The sequence below is a fragment of the Pseudomonas sp. PB3P13 genome (genome assembly GCF_054897735.1).
In genome coordinates this window covers 2,773,203-2,799,294 of sequence record NZ_CM142702.1, presented here as the reverse complement: position 1 = coordinate 2,799,294, position 26,092 = coordinate 2,773,203, and the positions used below count along the sequence as shown (strand labels likewise).

At 59.9% G+C, this 26,092-nt stretch carries 18 protein-coding genes; 3 read left to right on the top strand and 15 right to left on the bottom strand.

Annotated elements, in window-relative coordinates; all coding sequences use genetic code 11:
- Positions 1-118 precede the first annotated feature (118 nt).
- Together ACYZT1_RS12970 and ACYZT1_RS12965 are read left to right on the top strand one after the other, a co-directional pair.
- The gene (locus ACYZT1_RS12970) at positions 119-1,480 is read left to right on the top strand and encodes a cache domain-containing protein (RefSeq protein WP_462015127.1); all 1,362 of its coding nucleotides are present in this window, start codon (positions 119-121) and stop codon (positions 1,478-1,480) included.
- 25 nt (positions 1,481-1,505) lie between these two features.
- On the top strand, positions 1,506-2,138 hold the full coding sequence (locus ACYZT1_RS12965; protein WP_462015126.1) for a response regulator: 633 nt from the start codon (positions 1,506-1,508) through the stop codon (positions 2,136-2,138).
- A 4-nt stretch (positions 2,139-2,142) separates the two neighbouring features.
- On the opposite strand, the gene nirD is transcribed toward ACYZT1_RS12965, so the two are convergent.
- The 3 genes from nirD to ACYZT1_RS12950 form a co-directional block, all read right to left on the bottom strand.
- Positions 2,143-2,520, bottom strand: coding sequence for a nitrite reductase small subunit NirD (gene nirD / locus ACYZT1_RS12960; protein ID WP_462015125.1), 378 nt, complete (start codon positions 2,518-2,520; stop codon positions 2,143-2,145).
- Positions 2,520-5,081, bottom strand: coding sequence for a nitrite reductase large subunit NirB (gene nirB / locus ACYZT1_RS12955; RefSeq protein ID WP_462015124.1), 2,562 nt, complete (start codon positions 5,079-5,081; stop codon positions 2,520-2,522). The genes nirD and nirB overlap by 1 nt, the downstream gene beginning before the upstream one ends.
- A 330-nt stretch (positions 5,082-5,411) precedes the next feature.
- Positions 5,412-6,581, bottom strand: a complete 1,170-nt coding sequence (locus tag ACYZT1_RS12950) for a DUF1624 domain-containing protein (RefSeq protein ID WP_462015123.1) — start codon at positions 6,579-6,581, stop codon at positions 5,412-5,414.
- Positions 6,582-6,815: 234 nt separating this feature from the next.
- Between ACYZT1_RS12950 and ACYZT1_RS12945 the strand changes: the two genes are divergently transcribed.
- Positions 6,816-8,555, top strand: coding sequence for a dipeptidase (locus ACYZT1_RS12945; protein WP_462015122.1), 1,740 nt, complete (start codon positions 6,816-6,818; stop codon positions 8,553-8,555).
- A 106-nt stretch (positions 8,556-8,661) separates the two neighbouring features.
- Here ACYZT1_RS12945 and ACYZT1_RS12940 read toward each other — a convergent pair whose 3' ends face one another.
- The 12 genes from ACYZT1_RS12940 to ACYZT1_RS12885 form a co-directional block, all read right to left on the bottom strand.
- Positions 8,662-9,021: a bleomycin resistance protein gene (locus ACYZT1_RS12940; protein WP_462015121.1), complete on the bottom strand. Its 360-nt coding sequence runs from the start codon at positions 9,019-9,021 to the stop codon at positions 8,662-8,664.
- 60 nt (positions 9,022-9,081) lie between these two features.
- Complete coding sequence (locus ACYZT1_RS12935) at positions 9,082-10,206, bottom strand: OmpA family protein (protein WP_462015120.1); 1,125 nt, start codon at positions 10,204-10,206, stop codon at positions 9,082-9,084.
- Positions 10,203-10,670, bottom strand: a complete 468-nt coding sequence (tssE, locus tag ACYZT1_RS12930) for a type VI secretion system baseplate subunit TssE (protein ID WP_462015119.1) — start codon at positions 10,668-10,670, stop codon at positions 10,203-10,205. Before tssE ends, ACYZT1_RS12935 begins: the two co-directional genes overlap by 4 nt.
- 3 nt (positions 10,671-10,673) lie before the next feature.
- Entirely contained in the window at positions 10,674-11,198 is a 525-nt protein-coding gene (gene tssJ / locus ACYZT1_RS12925) for a type VI secretion system lipoprotein TssJ (protein WP_462015118.1), read from the bottom strand.
- Positions 11,179-12,276 (bottom strand): type VI secretion system baseplate subunit TssG, encoded by a 1,098-nt coding sequence (gene tssG, locus ACYZT1_RS12920; RefSeq protein WP_462015117.1) that lies wholly within the window; start codon positions 12,274-12,276, stop codon positions 11,179-11,181. Before tssG ends, tssJ begins: the two co-directional genes overlap by 20 nt.
- The gene (tssF, locus tag ACYZT1_RS12915) at positions 12,240-14,009 is read right to left on the bottom strand and encodes a type VI secretion system baseplate subunit TssF (protein ID WP_462015116.1); all 1,770 of its coding nucleotides are present in this window, start codon (positions 14,007-14,009) and stop codon (positions 12,240-12,242) included. Before tssF ends, tssG begins: the two co-directional genes overlap by 37 nt.
- Positions 14,010-14,032: 23 nt before the next feature.
- Positions 14,033-15,610 (bottom strand): type VI secretion system protein TssA, encoded by a 1,578-nt coding sequence (gene tssA, locus ACYZT1_RS12910; protein ID WP_462015115.1) that lies wholly within the window; start codon positions 15,608-15,610, stop codon positions 14,033-14,035.
- Between the two features lie 76 nt (positions 15,611-15,686).
- A complete protein-coding gene (locus tag ACYZT1_RS12905) occupies positions 15,687-16,967 on the bottom strand; it encodes an SEL1-like repeat protein (protein ID WP_462015114.1) in 1,281 nt (426 codons plus the stop codon).
- A complete protein-coding gene (locus ACYZT1_RS12900; RefSeq protein ID WP_462015113.1) occupies positions 16,967-18,793 on the bottom strand; it encodes a phospholipase in 1,827 nt (608 codons plus the stop codon). Before ACYZT1_RS12900 ends, ACYZT1_RS12905 begins: the two co-directional genes overlap by 1 nt.
- Complete coding sequence (locus ACYZT1_RS12895; protein ID WP_462015112.1) at positions 18,790-21,483, bottom strand: type VI secretion system Vgr family protein; 2,694 nt, start codon at positions 21,481-21,483, stop codon at positions 18,790-18,792. Before ACYZT1_RS12895 ends, ACYZT1_RS12900 begins: the two co-directional genes overlap by 4 nt.
- Complete coding sequence (locus tag ACYZT1_RS12890; RefSeq protein ID WP_462015111.1) at positions 21,480-24,854, bottom strand: ImcF-related family protein; 3,375 nt, start codon at positions 24,852-24,854, stop codon at positions 21,480-21,482. Before ACYZT1_RS12890 ends, ACYZT1_RS12895 begins: the two co-directional genes overlap by 4 nt.
- A gap of 9 nt (positions 24,855-24,863) precedes the next feature.
- Positions 24,864-26,015 (bottom strand): hypothetical protein, encoded by a 1,152-nt coding sequence (locus ACYZT1_RS12885; protein ID WP_462015110.1) that lies wholly within the window; start codon positions 26,013-26,015, stop codon positions 24,864-24,866.
- Positions 26,016-26,092 lie beyond the last annotated feature (77 nt).

Below are 26,092 nucleotides of genomic sequence, written 5' to 3'. Positions count from 1 at the left end.
ATTTCAATCTGCAGATCCAGGTCGTGCAGTCATTCCGTCCCGCCGCACTTCTGGGCATGCGCAGCAATGGCATATGATGCTCCGCCACCGCTTGCCCATGTTCCGGTCAGGAGCCCCTATGCAGCTCAAACACAAAATCGTCGCACTCGGGATTCTGCCGTTGGTATTGGCGATTGCAGTTATTTGCGCGCTGGTGATTTCGCTGAATCGGCAACTCGGTGAGCAACAGGCGCAGTTGATCGAAGACAGCATCCTGGCCAGCAAGCGTGCCGAGCTGAAAAACTACGTCGAAATGGCGCAGAGCCTGATCGCTCCGCTCTATGACAACGGTCAGGGTGACGCGCAGGCACAGCGCCAGGTGCTGGAAGAACTGCGCAAACTCAGCTTCGGCATCAACGGCTATTTCTTCGTCTACGATCGCGAGGGCCGCAGCCTGATGCACGCGCGTCAGTCCGAACTGGTGGGTCAATACCTGTGGGACATGAGAGATCCGCAGGGTTTGCCCGTCATTCAGGCGTTGCTCAAAAGCGCGCAATCCGGGGAAGGCTTTCAGCGTTACGCCTGGAACAAACCGTCGTCCGGTCAGGTCACCGACAAACTCGCCTACGTCGTGATGCTGGACCGTTGGGGCTGGATGCTCGGCACGGGCATTTACCTGGAAGACGTCGAACGCGCCACTCAACAGGCTCGCGATGAAGTGGCGCAAGGCATTCGTACCACGATGCTGGCGATTGCCGCCGTGGCGCTGGTCGCCGTGCTGTTTGTGTTCGCCAGCGGCATGACCCTCAATGTCAGCGAACACCGCCTCGCCGACAAAAAACTGCAGCGCCTGACCCAGCGTATCGTCAGTTTGCAGGAAGAGGAACGCTCACGGGTCTCGCGCGAGCTGCACGATGGCATCAGTCAGGTGCTGGTCTCAATCAAGTTTCAATTCGAACTCGCCAGCCACGTGCTGGAAAATGGCCAGGACAAAGGCCTGAGCATTTTGCGCGAAGCCAACCACCGGCTGGGCGAGGCGATTGGCGAGGTGCGCAGCCTCTCGCACGACCTTCGCTCATCCCTGCTCGACACCCTGGGTTTGTCCGCAGCCATCGGCCAGCTCGCCGAAGAATTCGAGCAACGCAGCGGGCTAACGGTGACGTACAACGACAATGAGTTCGACTGCCATTTGGTCGAGGGCGCTGCCGTATCACTGTTTCGCATCGTCCAGGAAGCCCTGACCAATATCGAGCGCCACGCGCAAGCGAAGCGTGTCTCGGTTACCCTGCACGGCTGCCAGGCATCCATTCGGCTGACGGTTGTCGACGACGGTATCGGGTTCAACGTCGCTCAGGTTGAACGCCATCAGGCCGGTATCGGCCTGCGCAATATCCGCGAACGTGTCGAACATTTCGGTGGCCGCTTTGAACTGATATCAATGCCGGGCGGCAGCATGCTGGATGTGCTGCTACCGATGAAAATCCCCGGCGCAAAACGCTGATCCATCCTCAAGAGTGATACCCGCGATGAACCTGCCCTCCCCGATCCGCGTTGCCCTGGTTGACGATCACTCGCTGGTTCGTGACGGCATCAAGGCGCTGCTGTCCGTCATGGCACAACTTGAAGTCGTGGGCGAAGCCGAGAATGGTGCGGGCGCCATCGAGATGGTCGGCCGCTGCCAGCCGGATCTGTTGCTGGTCGATATCAGCCTGCCGGACATCAACGGGCTCGAGCTGACTCGCGTCCTGCGCGGTCGATACCCAATGCTCAAAGTGCTGGTGTTGAGCATGTACGACAATTACGAGTACGTCAGTGAGTCGGTGCGCTCCGGCGCCAGCGGCTACGTGCTCAAGAACGCGCCGTCAAGGGAATTCATTGCCGCTATCGAAGCCATCGCCAGCGGCGGCACCTTCTACAGTGCCGACATCGCTCAGCGATTGATTGCCGATAAAACCACCGACAACGAGTTGACCCCGCGCGAGAGCCAGGTGCTGTCGAAGATGGCGCAAGGCTTGAACAACAAGGAAATGGCCCGCGAGCTCGACATCAGCGTGCGCACCGTGGAAACCCACCGGCTGAGCATCCGCCGCAAGCTCAACATCGACAAGCCCGCAGCACTGGTCAAGTACGCGATGGACCACGGGCTTATCTCCAGGTGAACCATCAAGCCTGCGCAACTTCCACCACGCCCTCATTGAAGCGCACCGGCCAGACGCGCAGACGCTGTTGCGGATATTCCAGGCAGCTGCCGTCTTCCAGGCGGTAATGCTGTTTGTAGATCGGTGATGCAACGACCATCTCGCCCTTGATGCTGCCGATCAGCCCACGGCCGATCACGTTGGCGCCCGATTGCGGGTCGTGATTGTCGATGGCATAGAGACTTTTGCCCTGCGCACCGGGCAAGTAGAACAGCGCCACTTGCGCCCCATCCAGCCACACGACGACACCGGAATTGTCGACCAGATCCTGCTGGCCACACACCGGCGTCCACACCTCGGCGCAGGTCATGGCTGGGATGCTTTGCGTATTGATCGAGCTCATCAGACGATCTCCTCGGTGACGGGAATAAGGTTGAGTTCGGCGGCCATGATCGGGCGTCGCTGGCCACGTTCGTGAACGAAATGAATGTCCGGATCGGGGCGTTTATCGTTGACGAAGGTGCGGAAGCGCTTGAGTTTTTCGGGATCCTTCAAGGCATTGGCCCATTCGCACTCGTAACGATCGACCACCAACTGCATCTGCGTTTCGAGTTCGGCACCAAGCGCCAGGCTGTCGTGAATGATCACGTCCTTGAGGAAGTCGAGGCCGCCTTCAAGGCTTTCGCGCCAGACCGAAGTGCGCTGCAGCTTGTCGGCGGTGCGGATGTAGAACATCAGGAAACGGTCGATGTAGCGGATCAGCGTGGCGTCATCAAGGTCGGTGGCGAACAGCTCGGCGTGGCGCGGACGCATGCCGCCATTGCCGGCGATATACAGGTTCCAGCCTTTCTCGGTAGCGATCACGCCGACGTCTTTGCTCTGCGCTTCGGCGCATTCGCGGGTGCAGCCGGACACGGCAAATTTGAGCTTGTGCGGCGAGCGCAAGCCTTTGTAGCGATCCTCGATGGTCAGCGCCATTTGCACGCTGTCCTGCACGCCGTAGCGGCACCAGGTGCTGCCCACGCAAGACTTCACCGTACGGGTCGATTTGCCGTAGGCATGCCCGGTTTCGAAACCGGCTTCGATCAGCTCGGCCCAGATGTCTGGCAGCTCATGCAATTGCGCGCCAAACAGGTCGATGCGCTGGCCGCCGGTAATTTTGGTGTAGAGGTCGTATTTTTTCGCCACCACACCGATCGCGATCAGCTTGTCCGCAGTGATTTCGCCGCCCGGAATGCGCGGCACCACCGAATAGGTGCCGTTTTTCTGCATGTTGGCCATGAAGGTGTCGTTGGTGTCCTGCAGCGGCACGAGCGAAGCGTCCATGATCGGCTGGTTCCAGCACGAGGCGAGGATCGAACCGACGGCGGGTTTGCACACATCGCAACCGGTGTGGCCGCGACCGTGTCGGGCGAGCAATTCCTCAAAAGTGATCACCCCCTCAACGCGCACCAGCGCGTACAACTCCTGGCGGGTGTAGGCGAAATGCTCGCACAGGCTTTTATCGACGCTGACGCCACGGGCAATCAGCTCATGTTCGAAAACCTGCTTGAGCAAACCGGCGCAACCACCGCAACCGGTGCAGGCCTTGGTTTGCACCTTGAGCAAGCCCAGGTCGCTACAGCCCGCGTCGATGGCCGAGCAGATCGAGCCCTTGGTGACGTTGTGGCACGAGCAGACGGTGGCTGATTCCGGCAGCGCGCCCGGGCCCAGGGTGGGCGCGCCTTCGGAAGAAGGCAGAATCAGGCTGGCCGGTTCAGCCGGCAAGGCGATAGCGTTCTGCATGTATTGCAGCAGGGTGTCGTAATAGCTGTTGTCACCGACCAGCACGGCGCCGAGCACCTGTTTGCCCGAGGCATCCACCACCAGGCGCCGGTAGCTGGCGCTGGCTTCATCGATAAATTGATAACTGCGCGAGCCCGGCGTGCTGCCGTGAGCGTCGCCGATGGAACCGACATCGACACCGAGCAATTTCAGTTTGGTCGACATGTCCGCGCCCATAAAGGGCTCGGCGACTTGATTGCACAAGACTGCCGCCACCCCGCGCGCCATCTGATAGCCCGGTGCAACCAGGCCGAACAGGCTGCCATTCCACGAAGCGCACTCGCCGATGGCGTAAATGTGCGGATCGCTGCTCAGGCACTGATTATCCACCACGACGCCGCCACGCGGTCCAATGTCCAGCGCCGATTGCCGCGCCAGCGCGTCTTGCGCACGGATGCCGGCGGAAAACACGATCAGGTCGGTTTCAAGGAATTCGTCATTGGCGAAATTCATGCGATAGCGATACTGCTCACCCGCCGTGATCGACTGGGTAGCGCGGGACAAATGGACCCCGACGCCGAGGCGTTCAATCTGCGACTTGAGCGCCATGCCACCCATTTCGTCCAGCTGCACCGGCATCAGGCGCGGCGCGAACTCGACAACATGCGCTTCCAGGCCAAGGCTTTTCAGCGCATTGGCCGCTTCAAGACCCAGCAAACCACCGCCCACCACTACACCGCGTTTCGCGTTAGCGGCGGCCGCACGAATGGCGTCGAGATCCTGAAGGGTGCGGTACACCAGCCGCGAATCGCCCTCGGCACCCTCGACGGGTGGCACAAATGGGTACGAACCCGTGGCCAGCACCAGTTTGTCGTAGGCGATGCACCCTTGTGCGGTCATCACCTGACGCCGGGCGCGGTCGATTGCCAGCACCGGTACGCCCAGATGCAGCGTGACGCCCGGCGTCTGATAGAGCGCGGCTTCCCCGAGGGCCAGCGACTCGGCATCGCGGCCGCTGAAATATTCGGAAAGGTGCACGCGATCATAGGCGCGCATCGGCTCCTCACTGAACACGTGCAGCCGATAGTGCTCAAGCGCACCCCGCTCGATCAACTGTTCGACGCAATGATGGCCGACCATGCCATTGCCGATCACCACCAGAGTTTGCAATTTGTTCAACGCGGCAACATTGGAATTCATAAGAAGCACCCGGCTAAAGCGGTTCAAAAAGCAAAAAAAAACGCCTGAAACCTTTCGGTTCCAGGCGTCTTTGCCTGTTCTTTCGCGGTGTCGACTGCAGACGACTGCGCCTGGTCCACCGATGTTGCCCGCGAATCGATCGTCGTTGACCGAGGGGCTGCCCACTCGATTGCGTTGGCGGTGGGCCTGATCAATGTGTTGCAGTGTTTGTGCCAGATTACTAAACCGCTGTGTTACAAGGGCTTTCTCGGCGCTAAGCGCGGTACTCGTTCAACGCCATGCCTTCGCTTAGTGCAATGCAAGTACTCGGGCTTTATAAAAGTGCACGGGTTACAGGTATTTCAACCACGCAAGGTCACGCCGCCGCGCCTTCAATCCAGAAAACCATTTCACCGGCGGATACAGTGCAATCGCCAAAAGAATCGCAGCCACCCACACCGCGCCCACCGAGTCGAAACCGAACCAGTTGCCCTGATTAGGCCCTGCCAGCGCGACGGCGATGAGGTACAGCACTTTCAGCACGTACAGGTGCAACAGATAGAAGAACATCGGCGCCGAACCGAATACGGTCAGCGGCCGCAACCACCGAGTGTTGTTCAGGCGTTCGAACCACAGAAGCAGCAGACAGCCAACACTCAGGGTCAGTGTGACAAACAGCAGTGACGGCGGGTACTTGGTGATGTTGAAAAAACTCATCAGCGTCTGCAAGGCGGTCTCGCCCTCATGCCACGGCGCCTCGCCGTAACCGTTGAGCAGCCTTAGCGCCACGAACCCGGTCAATCCCAGAGCACCTGCGATCACCAGTCTGCGCTGACGAACCTGCGCATCGGCTGCCCGCCCGAACCACGGTCCGATGGCGTAACCCAGCCCGATGACACCGATCCATGGCAGGACCGGATACGAAGTGCGCAGACGAAGCCCATCGACTGCGTCGATCCAGCCGCGGTCATGCAGCATGGCCCACGGCACGTGCATCGCTGATTCAACCGGAAAATGCAGCGCGTCGAGCAGGTTGTGACCGGCGATAATCGCCAGGCTCAGCGCGAGCAATATCGGTCGCGGCAACCAGACCATCAGCGACAGCGCAATCATGCTCAGCCCGATCGCCCAGATGACCTGCAGATAGATGACAGTCGGTGGCAGCTGGAACGTCCATGCAAAGTTCACCAAGGTGAATTCGAGCACCACCAGAAACAGACCGCGTTTGAACAGAAAGCTGCATACGTCGGTTTTGCCGGCGTATTTCTCGCCGTAAAGCCAGGCGGACAGGCCGGTGAGCAGGACGAATACCGGCGCACACAAGTGCGCCAGGGCGCGGCTGAAAAAAAGCGCCGGTTCCGTCGTGGCGATGTCCATGGGATCGGACACCTGCCGGTGCAGGAAAAACGTTTCACGCACATGGTCGAGCAGCATGAAAAGAATCACCATGCCGCGTAAGGCATCGATAGACAGGAGTCGGCCAACCGCCGTTCCAGTGGGAGAGTGTGAAGCAACAGTCATGAAAAAGTTCGCACTACAAAGGGGTGAGTGAAAGCGCCGCAGGGAAATCGGGACACAGGTTATATTGTTACCCTATAACGTAGCCAGCCGAATTTCATTTTTTATATCTCGGCGTCGCTTTCAGCTTGCTCCGCGACATATCCCGACTGCGCCATTGCCCAATCACTCAGTGGTGCTACTTTGGAAATGTTTTGTTTCAATCACCTCCATCACCTTGCAAAGGAATGCTCCGCCATGCACTTTTCACTCAAGCACCTGGCCGCCACAACGTTGCTGCTGACCAGCCTTTGCGGTTTCACTACCGCTGCGCACGCCAATCTCACGCCACTACAAAGCGCTGACATTCTCAAGACGTTCGACGAAAGCTCGGTTACGGATTTCCGCCAATTCCTCACCAGCCTGACGAAAACTGATCTGGCCAAAACCCATGACATCGGCCCGGCGATCAGTGCCTTCCTCGACAACAAATCCCTGACCGCCGAGCAGCAAAACGAAATTCATCGTTTGCTCGGTCTTTATGCGCGGGTCAAATATGGCAGCGCCGCCACTGAGACACTGCGCGAACTGGTGGCCATCCCGACCTTCCAGGTGGAGGGCGTGGCACAGCATGACAATCCTGAATTCATCAAGATCGCCGACAAAATCAAAGGCCTCGCTGAGGCCTTCAATCTCAAATTCCGCAATATCGACAACCGCGTCTACGAGATTTCGCTTGAAGGCAGCAGCGACGAAGTCGTCGGTATCCACGCACATGCCGACGTTGTGCCGGTGACACCGGAAAACTGGGTGCTCGAAGACGGCACGCGGCTCGACCCGTTCAAGGTCACCCTGATCGGCGACCGCATGTACGGCCGGGGCACCGAGGATGACAAGAACGGCATCGTCGTCTCGCTGTACGCGATGAAGGTCATCAAGGAAGAGAAACTGCCACTGGCGCGCAATTTCAAGCTGCTGGTCGACACCACCGAAGAAACCACGGGTGACGCCATTCCTTACTACTTCGAACATAACCCGACGCCCAACTACAACCTGGCGCTGGACGGCGGCTACCCGGTGGTGATCGCCGAAAAAGGCTACGGTACGGTCATGGCCCATTTTGCTCGCCGTCCTGCCGAGGGCACAGGTGCCGAAATCACCAGCATGATCGGCGGTCTGGCGACCAACCAGATTCCCTCCGCTTCGGTCGCCACGCTGGTCACTGACAAACCCGCCGAACTGGCCGCCACACTCGAGAAAGCCGGTGCGGACTATGCCAACCGCAATGGCGGCGATTTCAGCGTGACCGCCAACGTTGTCGACAAGGACGTCAAACTGACAGTGACCGGCGTATCGGCACACTCCTCCGAGCCGGAAACAGGCGTTAACCCGGTGGCCAGAATGCTCGACTTCATTAACAGCCTCGACGGCAAAGTCGCGCTCAAACACAACTACATCACCGACGCCGCTCGCTACGCCGCTGACAACTGGGGCCTGGATTACCTGGGTGGCAAGTTGGGCGTTGGCTTCTCTGATGCTTTCATGGGACCGCTGACCACTTCGCTGACTTTTGTCGGTATGGATGAAAAAACCTTCAAACTCGCGGTCAACCTGCGCGTGCCGAAGGGCAAGTCGCCGGAAGTGCTCAAGGCTGAAATCGCCGAGAAACTGGACGCCTGGAGCAAGCAATCCAAGGTCGCAGTGGCTTTCGATTACTCGGTCGCGGAGCCGATGTATCGCAACCCTGAAGGTGAATGGGTCAAGGCGCTGCTGGCGGTGGCCAGCGAAAACCTTGGCATGGAGCACATCTTCGGCACCTCGGCCGGGGCGACTTCGGTGCATGAATTGCCCAATGGCGTGCAATTCGGCCTGGCGCGGCCGGAGGCCAAATACACGGGCCATACCGACAACGAGTTCAAGACGGTTGACCAGTTTCTGCTGGACTTGCAGATCGTGACGGAAATGATGGGGCGCATCGGGCAATTGCCGAAGCTGTGATGCGTAATGTACTGACCGGCGATCTCCGGGGAATGTGAACCGGGGAAGTAGAAAAGCCACTCAGTGAGTGGCTTTTTCTGTTGTCGCTGCACCGCAGCACGCCAAATTAATCAAGCGACTGCCCGAACTTCAGCAGGTTGCCGTCCGGGTCAATGACGTAGAATTCGGCGGTACCCCACGCCGTGCGGGTCACGTCCTGAAGTTCGGGCAACGCGCCCTTCAAAACCGCGTGTACGGCAGCGATATCATCCACGCGGATGTAGCAGGACGTATTCTCGGCGATGCGCTTGTCGGCGCAGCTCCAGAAATGCAGCTCGACTTCTCCCCAAGCGGCCATCCCATAGGAAAAATCTTCAACATGATGAGCCTTGAAACCCAAGCCTCTGTAGAAATCGAGTGTGCGTGCAATATCAGTCGACGCCAGAATCGGAATGGCTTTGCAAAGGCGTGGCGTGGTGTCGGTCATCGTGTTCTCCATAACATTGAAAGGCACCTGGCCCAGTAGGTGGACCCTGGCGCCGGCCCTTTATGATTGACCCTTCTCGATCGCCGATGCGGTTCTCTCACAGGCTCCGACCTGTGGTACCAGCTGGATGTCCACACGCCGATTAGCCGTACGCCCTGTCTCGGTCTCATTGTTTGCGATCGGCTGATTGGCCGCAAGGCCTTGCACGGCAAAACAGCTGTCGGCGATGTCACCCATCTGCTGCATCCAGTCGCGCACGGCTGAGGCGCGGGCGTGGGACAAGGCCAGGTTTTGCTCCGCAGCCCCGGTCGCATCGGCATGCCCGGCGATGACGATCAGCCAGCCCGGCTGGGCTTTAATGCCAACCAAGGCATTGATCAGCACCTTGGTTGAGCCTGGTTTGAGGATGGCGCTGCCGGCATCGAACAGCGACAGGCTGTCCAGCCGCACCGGCTCTGGCATGAGGGGTGGAGTGTCTTGACCGGCCAGCCACGCCCGCCAGGCAATCCCCCCAAGCAAGGCAGCGATCAGTGCCCCGGCAAACAGCCAAAGCGCCAGACGTCGCCTGCGCGGCTCCACTTCAGGGGGCGGCAAAATGATCACGGGGGTCACCCATGTCGGCGGCGTCAGCCGGATGGGTGTCAGCATCCTTTCGCCCGTTGCATGATTCTGCCCCAGGCGCTGGACCACGTTGCCAACTTGATGGCGCAACACCTGCAGCGTCATCAGAGGGCTGGATAGTTGAGGAAGTAAACGCGCCTGCAAACGCGCGAGTTCAATATCCAGTTGGCTCAGCGCAGTTCCAGTGTGCGCTGTCACCGCCAGGCTACGCAGCAGCAATTGCAATTGATCGAACAACCACCCCAGCAGATCCAGGCGCATGGATTCCGCCAGCGGCCACAGACGAGGCCATTCGCTGCTCAAGGCTTCCAGCATCACCACACCCTGAGTGATGCCTTCCAGCCCGTGGCGCTGACCGCGCGCCAAGGTGTAAAAGCAGGCCGTATGCAGCTCTGCCCCGTTTTGCTGGAACAGCGCCAGGCACAATTGCTCCACCTTGCCCCAGTCCACATCCGGGCAGGCCGGATGGTTGAGCTTGGCCATTTCTTCGCGCAATGCCGTAAATTCACCGAAGCCGCGCGGATCACCGCCGACTCGAATACGCATCTCATACAACGCCGTCATTGGGCTTCCCTTCCGTTATCGGTGACAGGTTTGGTCAGGTAGTGCTGACGCTTCAAGTGACGCACCAGCACCTTGCCCTCGGGTGTCAGGAGGGTGCCGAAGTTCACGTGCTGCCCGTTCTTGAGTTGCGCGTCCAGGGCATACTCCAGATGCCCAGGACGCGTCTGCGGACGCAGTTCGATGGTGACCGCCGCCAGCCGCGGTTCGTACTTGAGCAGGGTGGCGGTCATAGTGCCGATCAAGCCATGGGCCGTGGCGGGCAGCCCTTGCAGGATCAGGCCCATGTCCGGCAACCCGTAATCCGGCAGATGGCTGAGGGCGCCGGCGCGGCTGTTGAGGATGCGCTGCAGGTTGTCCAGCACCGACAGGGCGTGCTGGTCCTCCTCACTGACGCGAGGCAGCTCCAGTTCACCGTCGAAATTCTGCAACAGCATTTCGTACAGCGAGGGATTGTACTCGGTCATGGTTCAATCCTTGGCCAAGGGCCGCAGGGTCAAACGGTTATCCCCCAACTCGATGACCCGCGCGCGGTCCGGGTTCAGGTCATCCCGGAGCAACGTCAAGCGCCAGGTGTTCAATTGGGTATCGGGGCTGCGAAACAACGCCACCACCGTGACGAACTGCGCGTCCTTGTCGAGTGGTACATTCAACTGTGTGCCCTCCTCCGGTTTTACCACCACCGAGCGTTTGTCCAGCAACGCGCCCGCCAACAGCTGCTCGTCATAGCCCAGCAATCCGTCGTAGGTCGCCTGTTCTACCGCCTTGCCGTCGCGCAGTTGGTACACCCGCACCAGGGTTGGCACCGACAAGGCGCTCATATCCGTGGCATCGGTGTTCAGCGCGGTGCGCGCACTGAAATCCAGGTGCAGGGTTTTTACCGGCTTGTAAAAGATTGCCTTGGCGGTGGAGGCGGTGCCATCCGCCACGGTTTGGGCCAGGCCACACCCGCCGAGCGCCACAAATATCACCACGCTAAAAATGGTACGCAACATGCTGTGTTTCCCTGTTGTGGGGATTCATCGAAAGGCCTTGGTAGCGGCCCAGGTTGATCGTGAGCGTGTCGTGCTCTGCCACCTGCCAGCTATCGTTGCCCAAGCCCAAAACCCCGGTCATGCCGAGGCGAATGGGCGCGTGCCCCAGCACCGGCACGGGCAAACTGTGGATCGGCAGCGATAACTGCAGCTTCGCCGTGCAGCGCCACCCCAGGTACACGCGCAGCAACACCAACAGGTCGCAGTGCAACGGCCCCTCTGGCAACCAACCCTTGGCTTCCTGCGTGTCTTCGGTATAGAGCGTCAGGCGCAGCTGGCTGTTGGCCTCAAAGCCGACGCTGCCCAACGGCGTCCCCTGGGACAAGCTCACCGGGCACTGAGCGCAAAGTGCCGCTGGCCGGTCCAGCGAAATTTTTTGTGGCCAATGCGGGGTGATCTGGGCCTGGGTGTTGGGCGCCAGCAATTTGACCAGCGCGGTGATGCCTTCCGCATTCCGCGTGGGCAGGCGCATCACACTGAGCAAAGCCAGAAAGCGCGAGACAGGCGTGGCGATTTGCTGCGCGGTGCCGGGAATCCCCAGGCCGATCAGGCCCAACAGGCATTGCGAGGTGGCATCGGTGCCGCCCGCTTCGAACGTCGCCGGGTAGGAGTACTTGCGCCAGATGCGGTAGAACTGGGTGAAAATTCGGTGGTTGAAAATATCCAGGAAGGCTTCCAGCGCGGCATGCCCTTCCCGACGCTGCGCGATGTCATCCAGAAATACCGTCGGCATCGGTGAGTCGACCCCGTACAACCCGAGCAGACGGGTGCGCACTGTCGCCGGGCGCTCCGGGCGAGCTTCATCGGTTTCAATCGCCTTCAATTCGCTGGCCGGAAAACCCATGCCTGGGTCGGGCCGAAAGCGCACCGCGTCGTCGGCCGGATGCGCGGTACTGCCCAGTAGTGGTTGACCAGGCAAGGCCTGTTCCAGCAACTGGCAAAAACGGTACAGGTTGGCCTCGGCCACCTGCCCCCGCAAAGCGTCGAGCAGACCGCCGGCCTTCAACCGGGAATACGCTGACTGTGGTTCTCGTTCCATCGCAGGCACTTTCCAGTAGGTTGCAGGATCAGCGTGAGCTGGGTGTACAAATGAATGTCGGCATACAAGGAGAAGAAGCGATTGAGCATCTCACCGAACAGGCTGATGTCGCCCTCCCCCGAAAAGCCGTTGGCGTCCAGGGTGATTTCGATATCCACGCCGCGCAGCAAGAAGCCTTTTTCGAAGCGCTGCACCAGGTGATGTTTGACCTCGGCAATCGCCGCCAGGCGACGACGATTGAGCTCGCTGCCCGTCCAGTCGTAAAGCGCCAATGTCCCTCGCAGCACTTCGGCGTTGTCGAGCATCGGCAGGAAGTTGGAGCCCAGGTGACTGAGCACTCGCCAGTGGAAGCGGTCACGATTGGGCGGGTAGCACGGCAAGGTCGGCGCGCACAGGTTGCGCACGCGCAAACCGGCCTGGGTGGACTGCACCGCCGTATCGAGCAAGGTGCTTTGCAACGCTTTTCGGGGTAATTGGCCGTGGGTGCCGGTCAAGCGCAAGGAGAGGCTTTCACGCTCAAGCAAACGGTCCTTATCGAAGCCCTCGCCGCCGAGGATCAACCAGGTGTCATGCAAACCGTTGGCCGCACGCTTGAGCCGCGTATGGAAGTAACGCTCCGGGGCCTCGTCACGCAGCATGCCGCCCTTGTGGCGAAAGCTGGTGAACGGCACGTAGTCCAGGCGCTCGGCATTTTTCGACGCGGTGACCCGGTCCACTGAATAGATCTCGGTATGGCCGTCCTGCAACCGCATCGGGCGCAGCAAGTAGTCGGTTTGCAAGGGCGCCAGGGTCAGCGGGTCGGCCTCCAGCGCGAACAGGTTGATCACCGGTACCGCGTGCAGGCGAATGTGCTCGCTGCTCACGTCGAAGTTGGCCGGCCACGGCTCTCGCAGCACCACCTCAAGTTCGAACCAGGCGGTGCCGGGCGCAATCTCAAGTTGCTCCAGTCCGCACAGGGACACGAACATGAATTTTTCGCGGAAGCTGAAATACTCCAGTAACAGCTGATAACCGCTGAAAGCGCTGTCGCCCTTGGGCCACAGCCGGTCTTCATCGGCAAAGCCCTTGGGCGAAAAGTGCGCGCGCAAAGGCTGACGTTCGGTGCCCCCGGGCCAGCGTACGTATAGCGCTTGCGCATTCAGGGTCAACGCCTGATGCAACGCACTGGCCAGCGGCGCGTCGGCATTCAGGTAAAGCGGCAGCCGGCTCAGGTCGATCTGGTTCCAGTCAGTCAATGCTCCGCAGGCGAAGCGCAGGGTTAGCCTGGAGCGACCATCCGGCTCATGATCTCGCCTCAGCGATTCCAGGGCCAGCGGCCGCAGGGTCAGATCCTGGGTGGTGGTGTAGCGGCAGCGGGTGCTTTGCGGCCCGACGGGTTGCGACAGCACCTCAAAGCCCCGGGTGATCAATTCGCTGCGCTTCATCTGCGCCAGTTCAGGCGCCAGTTCGACCACTGACAGCGACGGAATGGTGCGCAGGTAATGCGGCCACAACAGGCTGACCAGGCCCTCGGTCAACTCAGGCAGGTCATCGTCGAGTTTTTCCCGCAGGCGGCCCATCAGGAACGCAAAGCCTTCGAACAGACGCTCCACATAGGGGTCCTGCGCGCCCGGTTTGTCCAGGTTGAGCTGCGCCGCCCGATCCGGGAATGCGTCGGCGAACTCCTTGCCGGCCTCGCGCAGGTAGCGCATTTCAGCGTCGAAATAGCGCAGTGTCAGATTGTCCATGCTCACAGAAAAATCCTGATGTAGAAGGGTTAGCCGCAAAGCACTGCGGCGCGTACCGGGTCGATGGCCACCAGGGCCGCCAGCAAGGTGTCCATGCGCCGCGCCAGGGTGGGTTTGTCGGCGTCGTTGCGCTGGGCTTTCACCCGCAGCAGCTTGAGAAGACGCGCCTTGACCTCGAAATTCAGCTCGGGCTCCCATTCGGCCAAGGCTTGGCGTTGCGCGGTGGCGTCGAGTTCCGCCAGCAGGTGAATGGCCAGGTCGGTCTTGGCGTACTGTTCGGCGACGCGCGCCATCAGCAGGCGCAGCAGCCAGCGTTGGCGCCCGGTGTGGATGCCCGGGCGAGCAGCCAGCCAGGCCAGCGCGTGATCCACGCCGTCACTGTCGGCCTGGGCCACGGCCTCGCCTTCCAGGGACAGGATGTCGGCATCGCCGGTGGCCGGTGTCATCGCAGGCAGGGGTAACCATTGTTGCGGTTTGTTGCCACTGACGTGCTGGGCAATCCACTCGCGGGTGGTCTCGTCGGCAAACGGGCTACCGTCGTTCCAGCACAGCACTTCCAGACCCGGCAGGCGCTCAAGCAACATGCCCAGATCACGTTTGGCGATATCGGCCCAACGGTCCTGCGGCGCGGGTTGTTTGCTCAGCGCTTGGTACAGGTACCACTGCAGGTCCAGCCAGAAATGGTTCACGCCCTCGGCATAAATGCGCTCGACCTGATCGATCAACTCCGACCAGTTCTGTTGCAGGTACAGGCGCTTGAGCTGCGCCCGATAGTCACCGCGCGGCGCCGTCAGGCGTGTATGGCCGTTCGCCTCTTGAGGTGGGGCCTGATGCACCGTGTCCCACCGCAAGCTCTTCATCAGGCGATGAGCTGCCAGCCAACCCAGGGGCTGTTCACGCAGATAGCCCGCCAAGGCTCGGCCGCTGTCCAACAGGTCACGCCCGGACTTGATCTGCGGTGCTGGTGCAGGCGTCGTCGCCTCATGGCTGACGGTGTTCTGCGGCACCAAGGCGTCCATACCGCCGGACTGCACCAGTCTCGCGGACAAGGCGGCATACAAGGGTTCCAGGTTTGGACGCTGTTCCTGCGGCCATGCACTCAGCCCACGCTCCAGCCAGGCAAGTGCCGCGGCGGTACGCTCGGCCTCGGCCTTGACCACTTCCGGGTACAACGACAGCGTGTCGAGCACCTTGCCACTGGCCAGCCATTCCAGGGCCATTGTGCGGCTGTTGGGGCGGGTGGGCAGCACCGCGTCGGCAAAGCGTTCCACCAACGCCGCCAGCAGGCTAAGGCCATCAGCCAGACCGACTTCGCCGTCCTTGTGCAGGCGCGCCCACAGGTAGTAGGTAGCGACGCGCAGGTCCTTGCAGCTGCAGGTCAACAGCTTCAGCGCGAGTTGAGCCACCTGCTCGGCATCGGCGCCCGAGAGCTTGTTGACCTCTTCGCGCATATGCTGGAAGTCATCGTTGTAGCCGGGGTCTTCGCCCACGGGTGAATCGGCGCTGATGGGTTGCAGCCAGGGTTGCCAGTGGGTGGCCTGTTCGCGGGCGACGGACAGCGCGTCGCGTTCTCCCAGACAGCGGGCGATCAAGGTGCGCAGGCTCATTCAGACCTTCCATTTTCCGGACGCATCAGGAGCGCCGACCAATCGAGGGGCAATCCGCCAATCAGATATCTGTGCGTCATCCCAGCAGCCTCCACTCAACAATTTCATCCTCAATCGTAGTGATGTCGGCCCGCAGGAAACGGCGATGGTGACGCTCGACACTTTGCAACGGCAGAATTTCGCCCTCTTCGAAGTGACGGATCGTGCCGCCCTGCAAACTGGCTTGCGATGCATCAGTCAGGCGTGAGGCTTGCCAGTAACCGGCATGCGGGCAGGCCTGACCGCTTTGGCAGGTTGGCGCTGGAGTTGTGGCTTTGATGAACGCGGGTGAGCCTGGCATGGGTCTACCGGTGACAGGATCAAGGACCTTGGCCTTGGCCATTTGCTGAATCAACGTCTCGCTGGGTTTGGGAGGCGGGATATTAGCTTCGCGCTCCTCCAGCCACTTCAGCTTGCCATCCCACGGCGGCAGTTCGACGGGAGGGAGCGGAACTATTTCATTGATTTCGGGAACTTTGGGATTCGCGTAGGAATAGTTCGCAAGAATCCGCCATATTTGTTTGTAGCGGTCGGCGCGCACCACATCAGGCTGTAACTCCAAGTAGTCAACTTGATTGTCCGGACTAGGGCCACGGAAAGAATCTGATAGACGCCCAGCAGCATTTTCATCGCCCGAAGCTACGGCCATCTGCAACACCTCAACAGCCTCACTATATTTCTTGTCATCCCGAAGATACATGAAGAGCATGACGGCAGCCTCACTCTGCCCTTGCGAAGCAGCGCATTGACGCATCTGCCGTGCGATATTCGGCGCTATATCAATTGGCGCTAACTTGTCGCCAATATAGGCTTGAGCATTAGCATTGCCCTCATCGGCCGCCTTGCGGAAGTAACGTAACGCCATCTCCGGATCCTTCTGCAATCCCGCTGAGCCCTGCTTAAGGTAGATGCCGACGAAGTAGTAACCCGTGGCGACTCCGGCATCGATCAGTTCCTGACTTAGTCGTAGATGCTCCTCTCCCCGCAGTTTGAAGTGGCCACGCAAGGCACCATTCTGCAGGTTGATATTGGCCTTGTGATGACCATTCTCGGCGGCGATTCGGTACAGGCGTTCAATCTCCGCATCAACAATTTTGTCTTGCTTGAGTTGGTTGTTCTTCTGCAACCAACGGGCATAGTGGAACAACACATCGGCGTCCGCCGAGGCCTCAGGGATGCGCTCATATACGCAGGTGAAGGCCAAGCTGGTCTTGATATGGGAAAGGGGGTCCAAAGCACTATCCTTCTTTGAATGTGCGACGCCAGAAATACCGCAGCCAACCTGGAGCAGAATGCTCAATAAAAGAATCCGATACATCAGTCCAGGTCGCTCCTGCTGAATTGGTCGTAATGAAACTCTACGAGCGAGGCCCACGGCATGGTTTTGGCCTCCTGGCGCTTTCTGTTCTCATGGAGAATTTTTTGCCATGCCATAAAGGCCTCCGCCGGGTCGTCCTGAGTCCCCAGTCCTGCCGTATGTATGTTCCACAACTTGCGTCGCATCTTGCGTGTCACGGGGTGCCACTCGTGAGCAAGGTTCAGTTCGCTGTCTACTCGCATGCTGCGGGTGTTGATATTGGCCGAACCTTGGATGGTGTAGACATCGTTGACAATCATCAGCTTGGAGTGGATGTACACCGGCATCCATGGTTTGCCTGCTGGGGAGTCGGAGGCGACAAGGGAACAAACATGGATCTTCAGGCCGGGACGATTTTCCGGAATCTTGATGTCCTCTTCGAGGCGCTTGGTCCTTCGATCCAGTTCCTGCTGCCATAGCTCCCGTTCGCGTAACCCACGTGTATCTCGCGGATCGGTGACCCGAGGCTCGGGGGGCATTTCCCTTTTTTCCTGGTCAATGCGGCGCAGCAAGGTCACATTGGGGGTAGTGTCGGCTCGGCCCAGTGACTCCAGCATGCGCTGGGTGTTCACTACCCCTAAACCGATGCCGCCGTCGCTGACGTTGGTAGTGACAAATAGATGGAGCGCCCCGTGCTTACCTGGGTCGCGGCCTTTTGCGGTCTGGGTGGCGGCAACCTTGTTGATCAGTTCCGCTAAAGGCGGCCAGCGGAAATACTGGTTTTCGATGTAGATGAACTGGGTGGCGTTGTTCACTGCCTGCAAGTAGGCCTTCTCAATATCGTGCCTGCCGCCCTGGGTGCGTAACAGTTGAGCCAGCAAACGGGTACCAGAATCGCCTGTGCTGCACTTGAAGAACTTACCAACTTCCTTCGCATTGCGGAGTGCAAGCAGATTTTCACCGGTTTCCTTCTGCCAGGCTTCGGCGAAGTTTTGGTGCAGATATTCAAGAATCGGCCCGCTTACACGGCAGGAAATGTCCTGCCGCGGCAGGACGCCACGGGGACCACGGTCGGGGTCGTGAGTAAAGGGATTGGGGTTAGGTTTTTGGGGATCGGGCCGTCTGAGCGCCGAATGCGTGTCGGTATCCCAATATTCATCGAGCATGTTGTGCCCCATGACAAAGCCGATAGCTTTATCCGGTAACTCATAGTCGACCAGAACACTCTTTTGGTGATGGCTAGGCGCAGCCATCATTGCGTTTTTCGCCGCCCTACTGACCTCTCGATCAAGACCATTATTGACATCTTTACGGATCTGATTTCGCTCACTGCCACTGAAACCACGCGTGACGAGGACCGGAACCCTCTCAAGAACACGCTGTGTGGCCTTTTCACCTTCCACACTGAAAGCCTTGAACCAAAATTCGTCGTATGCGTGCTGGACGTCAGTGGCGGCCTGCCCCCTTCGGTCTGAAATGCTTCCCTTTCCTGGCAGGTTGGCTTCGCCCGCCAAACCGGCGGAGTTTCCAAGCATTTCCCAAGACAGCACACGCACCTGTATACCGAGACGAGCCTTCTGATGGAGCAACTTACCTATGGAGGTGTGTGCACCATCACGAACAAAATACATTGAAGGCTGAAAGCCCCAACAGATGATGTCGATGGACTTCTCGGCGGCTTCGATGGCCTTGTACACAGAACTAAAGGCGGCTTCACCATTAACCAACGGCTCATAGTTGGTCATGGTCGCTGAATATTCTGCGTCAGGAACAAACCAGGGCGCCGTACAGACCCCTTCGTTGGTGTGCTTCAATGCGATAGGCACGACAATGCTACAGTGGCTCATGGAACACCTCCCTCATCTTTCAGCAGTGATGCGTACAACAGACGAAGATCGTTATGAACGCTGGGCTGGTTGACCTGCGAATCGCCCAGGACGGCCAAACTTTGCAAGCCTTGATTTGCCAGATGCCCCTGTTCGGGGTTGCTGTATTCGGTGGGAATCGGAATTTCATAATTGATGCCATTGCCTAATTCCAGTCGGTATTGACGGGTGACTATCTGATGGTCGAATGCTAGTTGGCTCGTCTCGTCAAGGACTCCTTCCTGCAACACTTTACCGTCGGCATAGAGGATATAAGGCATGCCCGCCCAGCCATGGCTTGAGGCATTCGGCGCTTGTAGAACGTTGAGTCGCAACGGCTGTTTCGCCAACTGCTTCGGATAGTCCGGGTGGGTAGCCTTCATACTGGCGGGGCCGGGGCGGTCAAAACTCGCGGACTTGATCAGGTAGTCCCCTTCCGTACCCGACTCGATCGCGTTCTGGTCGAGACTGATATAGCTGCCGCCGGCATTGAGCGTGATTTTCTTTTTCGCGACGATGCGGATTTCATCCTCGGTACTGGTGATCTCCAATCCTTGCCTTGCGTTGGCTTCCAGCTTGTCGTTCTGGGCCTGGATACTTACCGCGCCCTGGTTGGCGATCAGCTTGATGCCCAGCTTGCGCACGAACACGCTCAACCCCTGCCCCACGCCCATGAACAGGCGCTTGACCACGCTGATATCGGCCTGGCCGCCAGCGTTCAACATCAGGTTGTGCTCAGCGGCCAGTTGCAGATGATGGCCGCTGGTCAATGCAATGCCCTGTGGGGCGCTCAGTAGCAGCACCGACGATTTGAGCTGTTCCAGGTCTTTCTGCAGCAGGTTGAGTTGTGCCTGCACATCCGCCGGATCGGCTTGGCTGGCTTCGGCATCCACGGAGAGGGCCTGCAGCTGCTCACCGGCCTGCTGCAACCGGCCCACGGCGGCGGTCATCTCCAGCATCGGCCCCTGTGCGCGGCGCTGTGCGTCGGCACTGAGAAACAGGCCTTTGCCGCCACGAATCGCACCCCAGCCATCAGTGCGCAGTTCAAAGCCTTCACCGCGTCTCTGCTTCTGCGCATCCACCAAATGCCCAAGGTTAAGCTGGCTCTTGCCACCGTGCTCGGTACTGAGCTTGATGTGCTCCTGCCCGCGGGTGTCGTCCATGCGCAGTTTGTTGTTGGCCGGGGTGCGCAGCACGTTGCGCTTGTCGTTGCGCAGGGTCACGTGGTCGACATGCTGGCTGTCGTGCAGAGCATGGGCGATGTAGGGGCGGTCCGGGTCGCCCTGCTCGAAGGCCACCGCCACTTCGGTGCCGGCAATCAGCGGTAAATGCAGGCCATGGGTGTCGCCGGCGTAGGGCCGGGCCAGACGCAGCCAGACGCTTTCTTCGCCAGCTTTCCAGCTGTCGCGATCGAACAGGAAGTTCACCCGGTAGCGCCCTTCCAGGTCGATATGCGCGTAGGGGTCGTTGGCCTGTGGGCTGGTGACGCGCGCCGGGACGGTGCCGGCGATTTGCGGTTTGTCCTTCAATGTCGGGCGAAAGCACACGGTTTCTGAATAGGGCATGGCCTGGAAGGTTGCCTCAAAGCTGCGGTCGCGGGCGGCCGTGGTGGTCAGGCCGGTGATCACCGCACCGGGCGTGAAGGCCTGTAGCGCGCAGCCGCAGACCTTGAGCACCTGGCCCGGTGCCAGGGTGGCGCTGCTGCTGAGACCGCTGAGTTGGGTCTGCCCGTTCAGATAACGCTCGTGACGCAGGCGGGCGTAGAAGTAGCCGCTTTCGCTGTGCAGGTCTTCATCCTGAGACTGCGCATCGCCGAGTACGCGGTAGGGTTCGGCGTAGTGGTAGGCCTCGCCGTAGGTGGCGGTTGAGCCTCGAGTCTGGTCGATCTCGCCGCTCAGATGGGCGCCAGCGTCGCGGTGCTGGTAGGCGCGGATATGCACCTGCCGCTCGACCACTTCATGGCTCGACTGCAGTTGCCACACCGCATCCTGGCCGCTGCTGCCCAGCCCGGATTGCGGGCGAATGGGCAGCTCGATGTTGAAGTGGTAGAGGCGTTGATCATCGCAAAACTCCACCACATCGATGCCCAGGCGTTCGTCGCTGGTGAAGCGGAACCAGATGCCCACCTCGGCCAGCAGACGAGCAATAAAGGCCAGGTCGCTTTCGCCGTATTGCATGACCTGTTCGCGCTCGGGGTAGACGCGTTTCAGGCTGAACAGGAAGTCCTGGCCTTCCAAGCCGTGGCGGTTACGCAGAATGCTTTCGACGATTTCCGGCACCGATTGATGCTGGTAGATGCGAAACTGCTGGCCGCGACCGAGCAGGGCCAGACGCGGCTGCAAGGTGATCTCATAGCTGGCCTGGTCGTTGGAGCCGGACTGGCGTTTGAAGCCGGTGATCACACCATGCAGGGTGCGCAGCGGTTTGACCGCCGGTGCGCTGAGCCCGGCGACTGGCAGCTTTTGCGGCGCGGCGTACAGGCTGAAACTGGCGTCCTGGGCGAGCATGCTTTCTGCGGCCAGGTCACGCTCGGTGCTGGTGAATTCCACGCGGTAGTTGAACGGTTGGCTGAGGTTTTCTTGGCCTTCGAAGGCCAACACGTCAAGCCGCGCCTCCACGTCGCGTACGTTCAGGGTGTGGCGGCTGTGGTCGAAGAAGCCAAGCAAAGTCATTTCAACCTCCCGTTATGTGCGTAAGGCATATCAACGGTCTTTTCGCTAAGAAATATCTGCCGGGGCAACTTGAAGCCCCTCAGTTTGAGCAACGCCAACGGCCCGGCATTCAGCTCGGTGCGCAAGTACCAGATCAGGTTCAAGCCATCGGGCGCCTTGAGTACCATGCGGTAGCGGCTGTCACCGTCGTCCAACGGCGTGACCTTGGCTTTTTCCAACAAGCGGATCAGGCCCCAGGTGCCGGGGTAATCGCCGAACAACCGTTCGCCAGCCAACAGGCTGGTCCAGCTCAAGCTGACACCGGGATAGTCACTGCGCCCCGGCCAGTTGAAACGCTGCCAGCTCTCCTTCTGGTTGAAATACTGGTGCTTGTCGCCGTTAAGGATGAAGGTGGTTTGCACCACATCGCGTACCGGTTTGCCTTGCAGCTCAAAGCTCAGCCCCATACCACCGTCGGTGTAGAGCACATCGGCCAGGTCGCTGAGTTGATTGATGGCAGTGAGAAATTGCGGGTTGAAGCGCAAGCCTTGGCTGTGGCGCGGATCGGCCACCCACCGGTTACCTTCCTTGCGCAACACGCCACTCAATTGCCGCTGCAAAAACTGCTCGATGCGACCGGAGTCCGCGCGGATCATCTGACCCAGCATCGGCAAGGACGCATCGCTGGCGGTGGCGGCAAAGGGGTAACGGCTGGCGAAGGCATCGTTCCAATGACTGACGATCGAGCGTTGCCACTGGCTGTTGATCCCTGCCGCCGACGGTTGCAGGACCCGCTGCCAGGCGTTTTCCAGCGGCTGAACGAACAGCGTTTGTGCTGCCCCGCTCCACTCCGCGCCCAGGCTGGCCGCCATCAGGCTGCCGTAGGATTGGGTGTCGGTCAGGTCGATGCTCTTGCCTTGAAAGACGGTTTGCGCCAGTGCCTGAGTCATTTCCAGCGGGTCGGGCGCCGTGCTGACTTGTTGCAACTTCAGGCGTACGCGAGTCACTCGAGTGAGGAAGGATTGGAGGCTGAGGCCATCAGCGCTGTTCTTGCCCTCAGAGTCTTTGCCCAGCAGCGCCAGCAACGGGCCGAAGGTCGCGTCCAATGGACTGCTTGGCGTGTGGACGCGTTGGTCGATCAGCGGCGCCTTGTCTTGCCCGATCAGCTTTTGTGCGGACTTGACCAGAGACTCGGCCAAGGCCTGGGTTCGAGCGCCGGCCTGCCCCTGGTAGGCCAGGGAATTCATCAACGCAATCAGCGGCGATTGGCGCACATCGCTCATCAACGTCAACTGGTCGATCACCGCGTCGAGGCTCGCGGCCTCCCGCCAGCGCAGGCTGTTGAGCAGATCCAGCCAGGCACTGGCGTAGTCCTGGAAGTACCGTTCGGTGAGCCGCTCGCGGAGCTGGTCCGGGCTCAAACGGGTGTCGATGTCGGCGGGCTTGTCGCTGAGCACCCAGTCGATTTCCTCGCGGCGGGCCTCGGCAATTTCGTCGATAGCTTGGCGCACCTGCCCCTCCCAGGCCTGGCGGGTGAACACGCCCGGCACGCTGGTATCGGTGGAGAACAGAGCCAGGGCATCGGTGTCGCCCACCAGTTGGTGAAGGCCCAGGTCCGGGTAGTGATTGGCGGCGTTATCGAGCAATTGTTGGTAGAGGCCGGCCTCGGCATTGCGCTGGCCCAATTGACCGAGCAGCACCTGCCGGACTTGTGCCACCAGCCTTGGATCTGTCTCGATACGCCAGGTCGGGTTGGCAGCCAGGTGTTCGCCATAGAACTGCCATAAGTTCGGCGCCAGGCTTTGCCAGAGCCCAGGTGCTACCCCTGCGCGCGAGGGCTCAACCTCGCTCAGGGTTTTGACCAGGAGGTGGGCATCGGCCTTTTCCGGGCGCGTCATCATCAGGTAAGCCTTGAGCTGGTCGTAGGCATCACGGGCACGTTCAGCACGCTCGGGGCTGTCCGGGGGCAGCTTGACCAGCGCATGCAGTTGCTGGCGCAAAGTCTCGGCGGCCGGGTCGCGGATCAGGCGATTGTTGGCTTCGACATAACGTGGCCACAGCGCGTCCAGCAGGGCTTGATTTTGATTCAGGCCAAAGCGCTGGTACCAAGGCATGCCGTGTTCGGCGCGGTAATCCAGACGTGCCAACTCGCGTACCAAATCGTTGAACGCGCTCAGTTGCTCGTCGCTATTCCCCGGTTGCTGCAATGCAGCCAACGAAGTTTGCACTTGGGCAATCTGCACACGGTTACTGACAAACGACAGCAATAACCCGGCTCCCCACAGCACTGCCAACCCTAGCACCAGTGCATAGCCGACTCGCGGAATGCTCCAGCCCAAGCGGCCACCTTTGGCATTATCGTCGAGCACGCCGTGCCACACCGGAGCGGCTGGCCAGTGATGTTTTAAGTCGTGCTGTGTGCGCGGCACCGGCAGGCTGAACCACAGCCCACGCAACGGCACGCCACGGGCAAACTCGCCGGCCAACGCGGCGAGCGTGTGACGCCAACGGCCTATGCCCTCGGCCTGCAAATCGCGGGACAGGCGCAGCAGGAAGTCATGGCCCATCATATTGTTGATCTGCACCAGGCCTTCGCGACGTAAAGGCTCCAGCAAACTATTCAAACGACCTTGCAACGCCTGCGCATCAAAGCGTGCCGGCAACAAGCAACCTACCGGCCGTGCCTTGCGGTTGTCCTGCGACCAGGCACTGTCGCAGACCTGCCACAGGTACAACGGCAACTGCCAGTTCAGGCCACGGGCCAGGCACTGCATCTGGCGCACGCCCGCGCCCATCGCGGCATCATCGGCGGCCTGAGTTTTATTCAGTGCCCAGACGACCCCGTCCAGCGCACGCCAGCGACTTAGTCCACCCCATTGTTTAGAGAATGACTGATCCAGCGTCGACTGGGCACTGCCGCCCCATAGCAGGACGGTGCCTTGACCTTCCAGCCAGAATTGTTCGGCCAGGGTCGGAGCGATGGCTTCGATTTGATCGGGTTCGCCGACGACCAACAGGAGGCGAACTTTACGGCGCCAGAAGAGGCCATAGTGGTCGCGCAGGCGGGCTTTAATCGAGGAGACGCGTTGCGCAGCCTGGGCATCGCGAGATTCAAGGTCGCTAGCCTGTGCGGACGGGGGAATATCATCCTCCTCCTGCTGGCGGTAAGCCGAACGCCCCAACTGATGCCCCAGCAAATGGTAGCCACCCACGCACAGCACCAGGATCAAGGTCGTAGCGGATATCACCCACAATCCTGTAGTTTGGCGATCACTTCCGGATCTAAACCCAAATACCCCTGGGTAATGCCAAACCAATACACTCAGGATCGTACCGATCAGCAACAGCGCGACGACCAGAACCGCCAACCACACAACACGTCGAAACGGCATTCGAAATTCCTACTTCGAGAGCGATGACACAGGCGTTAAGACCGTGCTCCAGAGCCCTGCATCAACACAGCCGCCCCCGCTGAAAATGAACTGCGGCCCAGCGCCGCATTGAATGGTCTGCGTCGCGGCGGCAATCGCCAGCCACGGTGATGCTTTGCCCGGGTGCCCCAACTGGGTGTCCAGGTCGTAAAACCCCTGGTTGTGCTTCGATGGGAGCGACACTTCAGCCATGACCGTGGTCAACGCTGCATCACGTCGCGCATCAACCCCCACTCGCCATGTCTGCTCGATTGATTGCGGATCCAGCGGCACCCAGTCCAAGGCCTGGTGCGCGGCATAAAGCAAAGCCTCTGTGGTCGGTTCACGTTCCTGCTCCGGGCGATGCAGATAGGCCATTGAGGGCAGAGTGTTTTGCGTCAGGCGGTTGCCAAACAGCAGTCCGACGGCAACCTCAGCCGTCCCTTCAGGCTGTTGCGGCATGAACTGTAGCGCCACCACCAACAGCAACGCCTGATCACCAATACGCTGATCGAGCCACTGATCCACGGCCTCAAGCCCATCCCCTTCAACAGACACTGTCGACTGGCGGATACCGGACTCGCTCCAGGCTTGTCGCCATACCCGCTGCAACATGTTCTCCGGCAATGCGCTATCGACCTCTAACAACAAGGCCAACGGCGCATCGTCAGATAGCTGCATTAGGGTTTGCGCAAGGTCGGAAAGCACTTGTTCCACCACCTGCTGCAATACATATTCAGAGGCTTCATTCGTAACACCAGGCAATCGACTATGACGTAGCATCGATCCGCCCAGCCAAGACGGCTGTGTCTTTATAGCTTTGGTTCCGCTCAGTAAGGCATTCAGTTGTAGGGCATCCTTCTCCCCTGGTGCTAACAGGGCTGTATGCAGACTGACACCCAATACCTGCTGTACGCGCCGACCACGCCGGACCTTGTGAATCAAATCCTCTTCACGTGCCTTATCCCACCCATCAGCGACCTGCTGCTGACCGAAATACAGCAAAACACGCCCAAAACTCAGCAGGCACCAACCCAAGAGCGGTACTCCCAAGGCCAGCCCCCAGAAACTCACTGGTTGTTGGTGCAACGCTTGAGTGCCGAACAAAAACGTCCCACACACACCCAGCAGCAACAGCAGCATTGGAAATACGCCTAGCCAAAGCCAAGCCCTCGGCCGTGCAGGTCTTGGCGCTGGGACAGGGACTTGATCCAATCTGA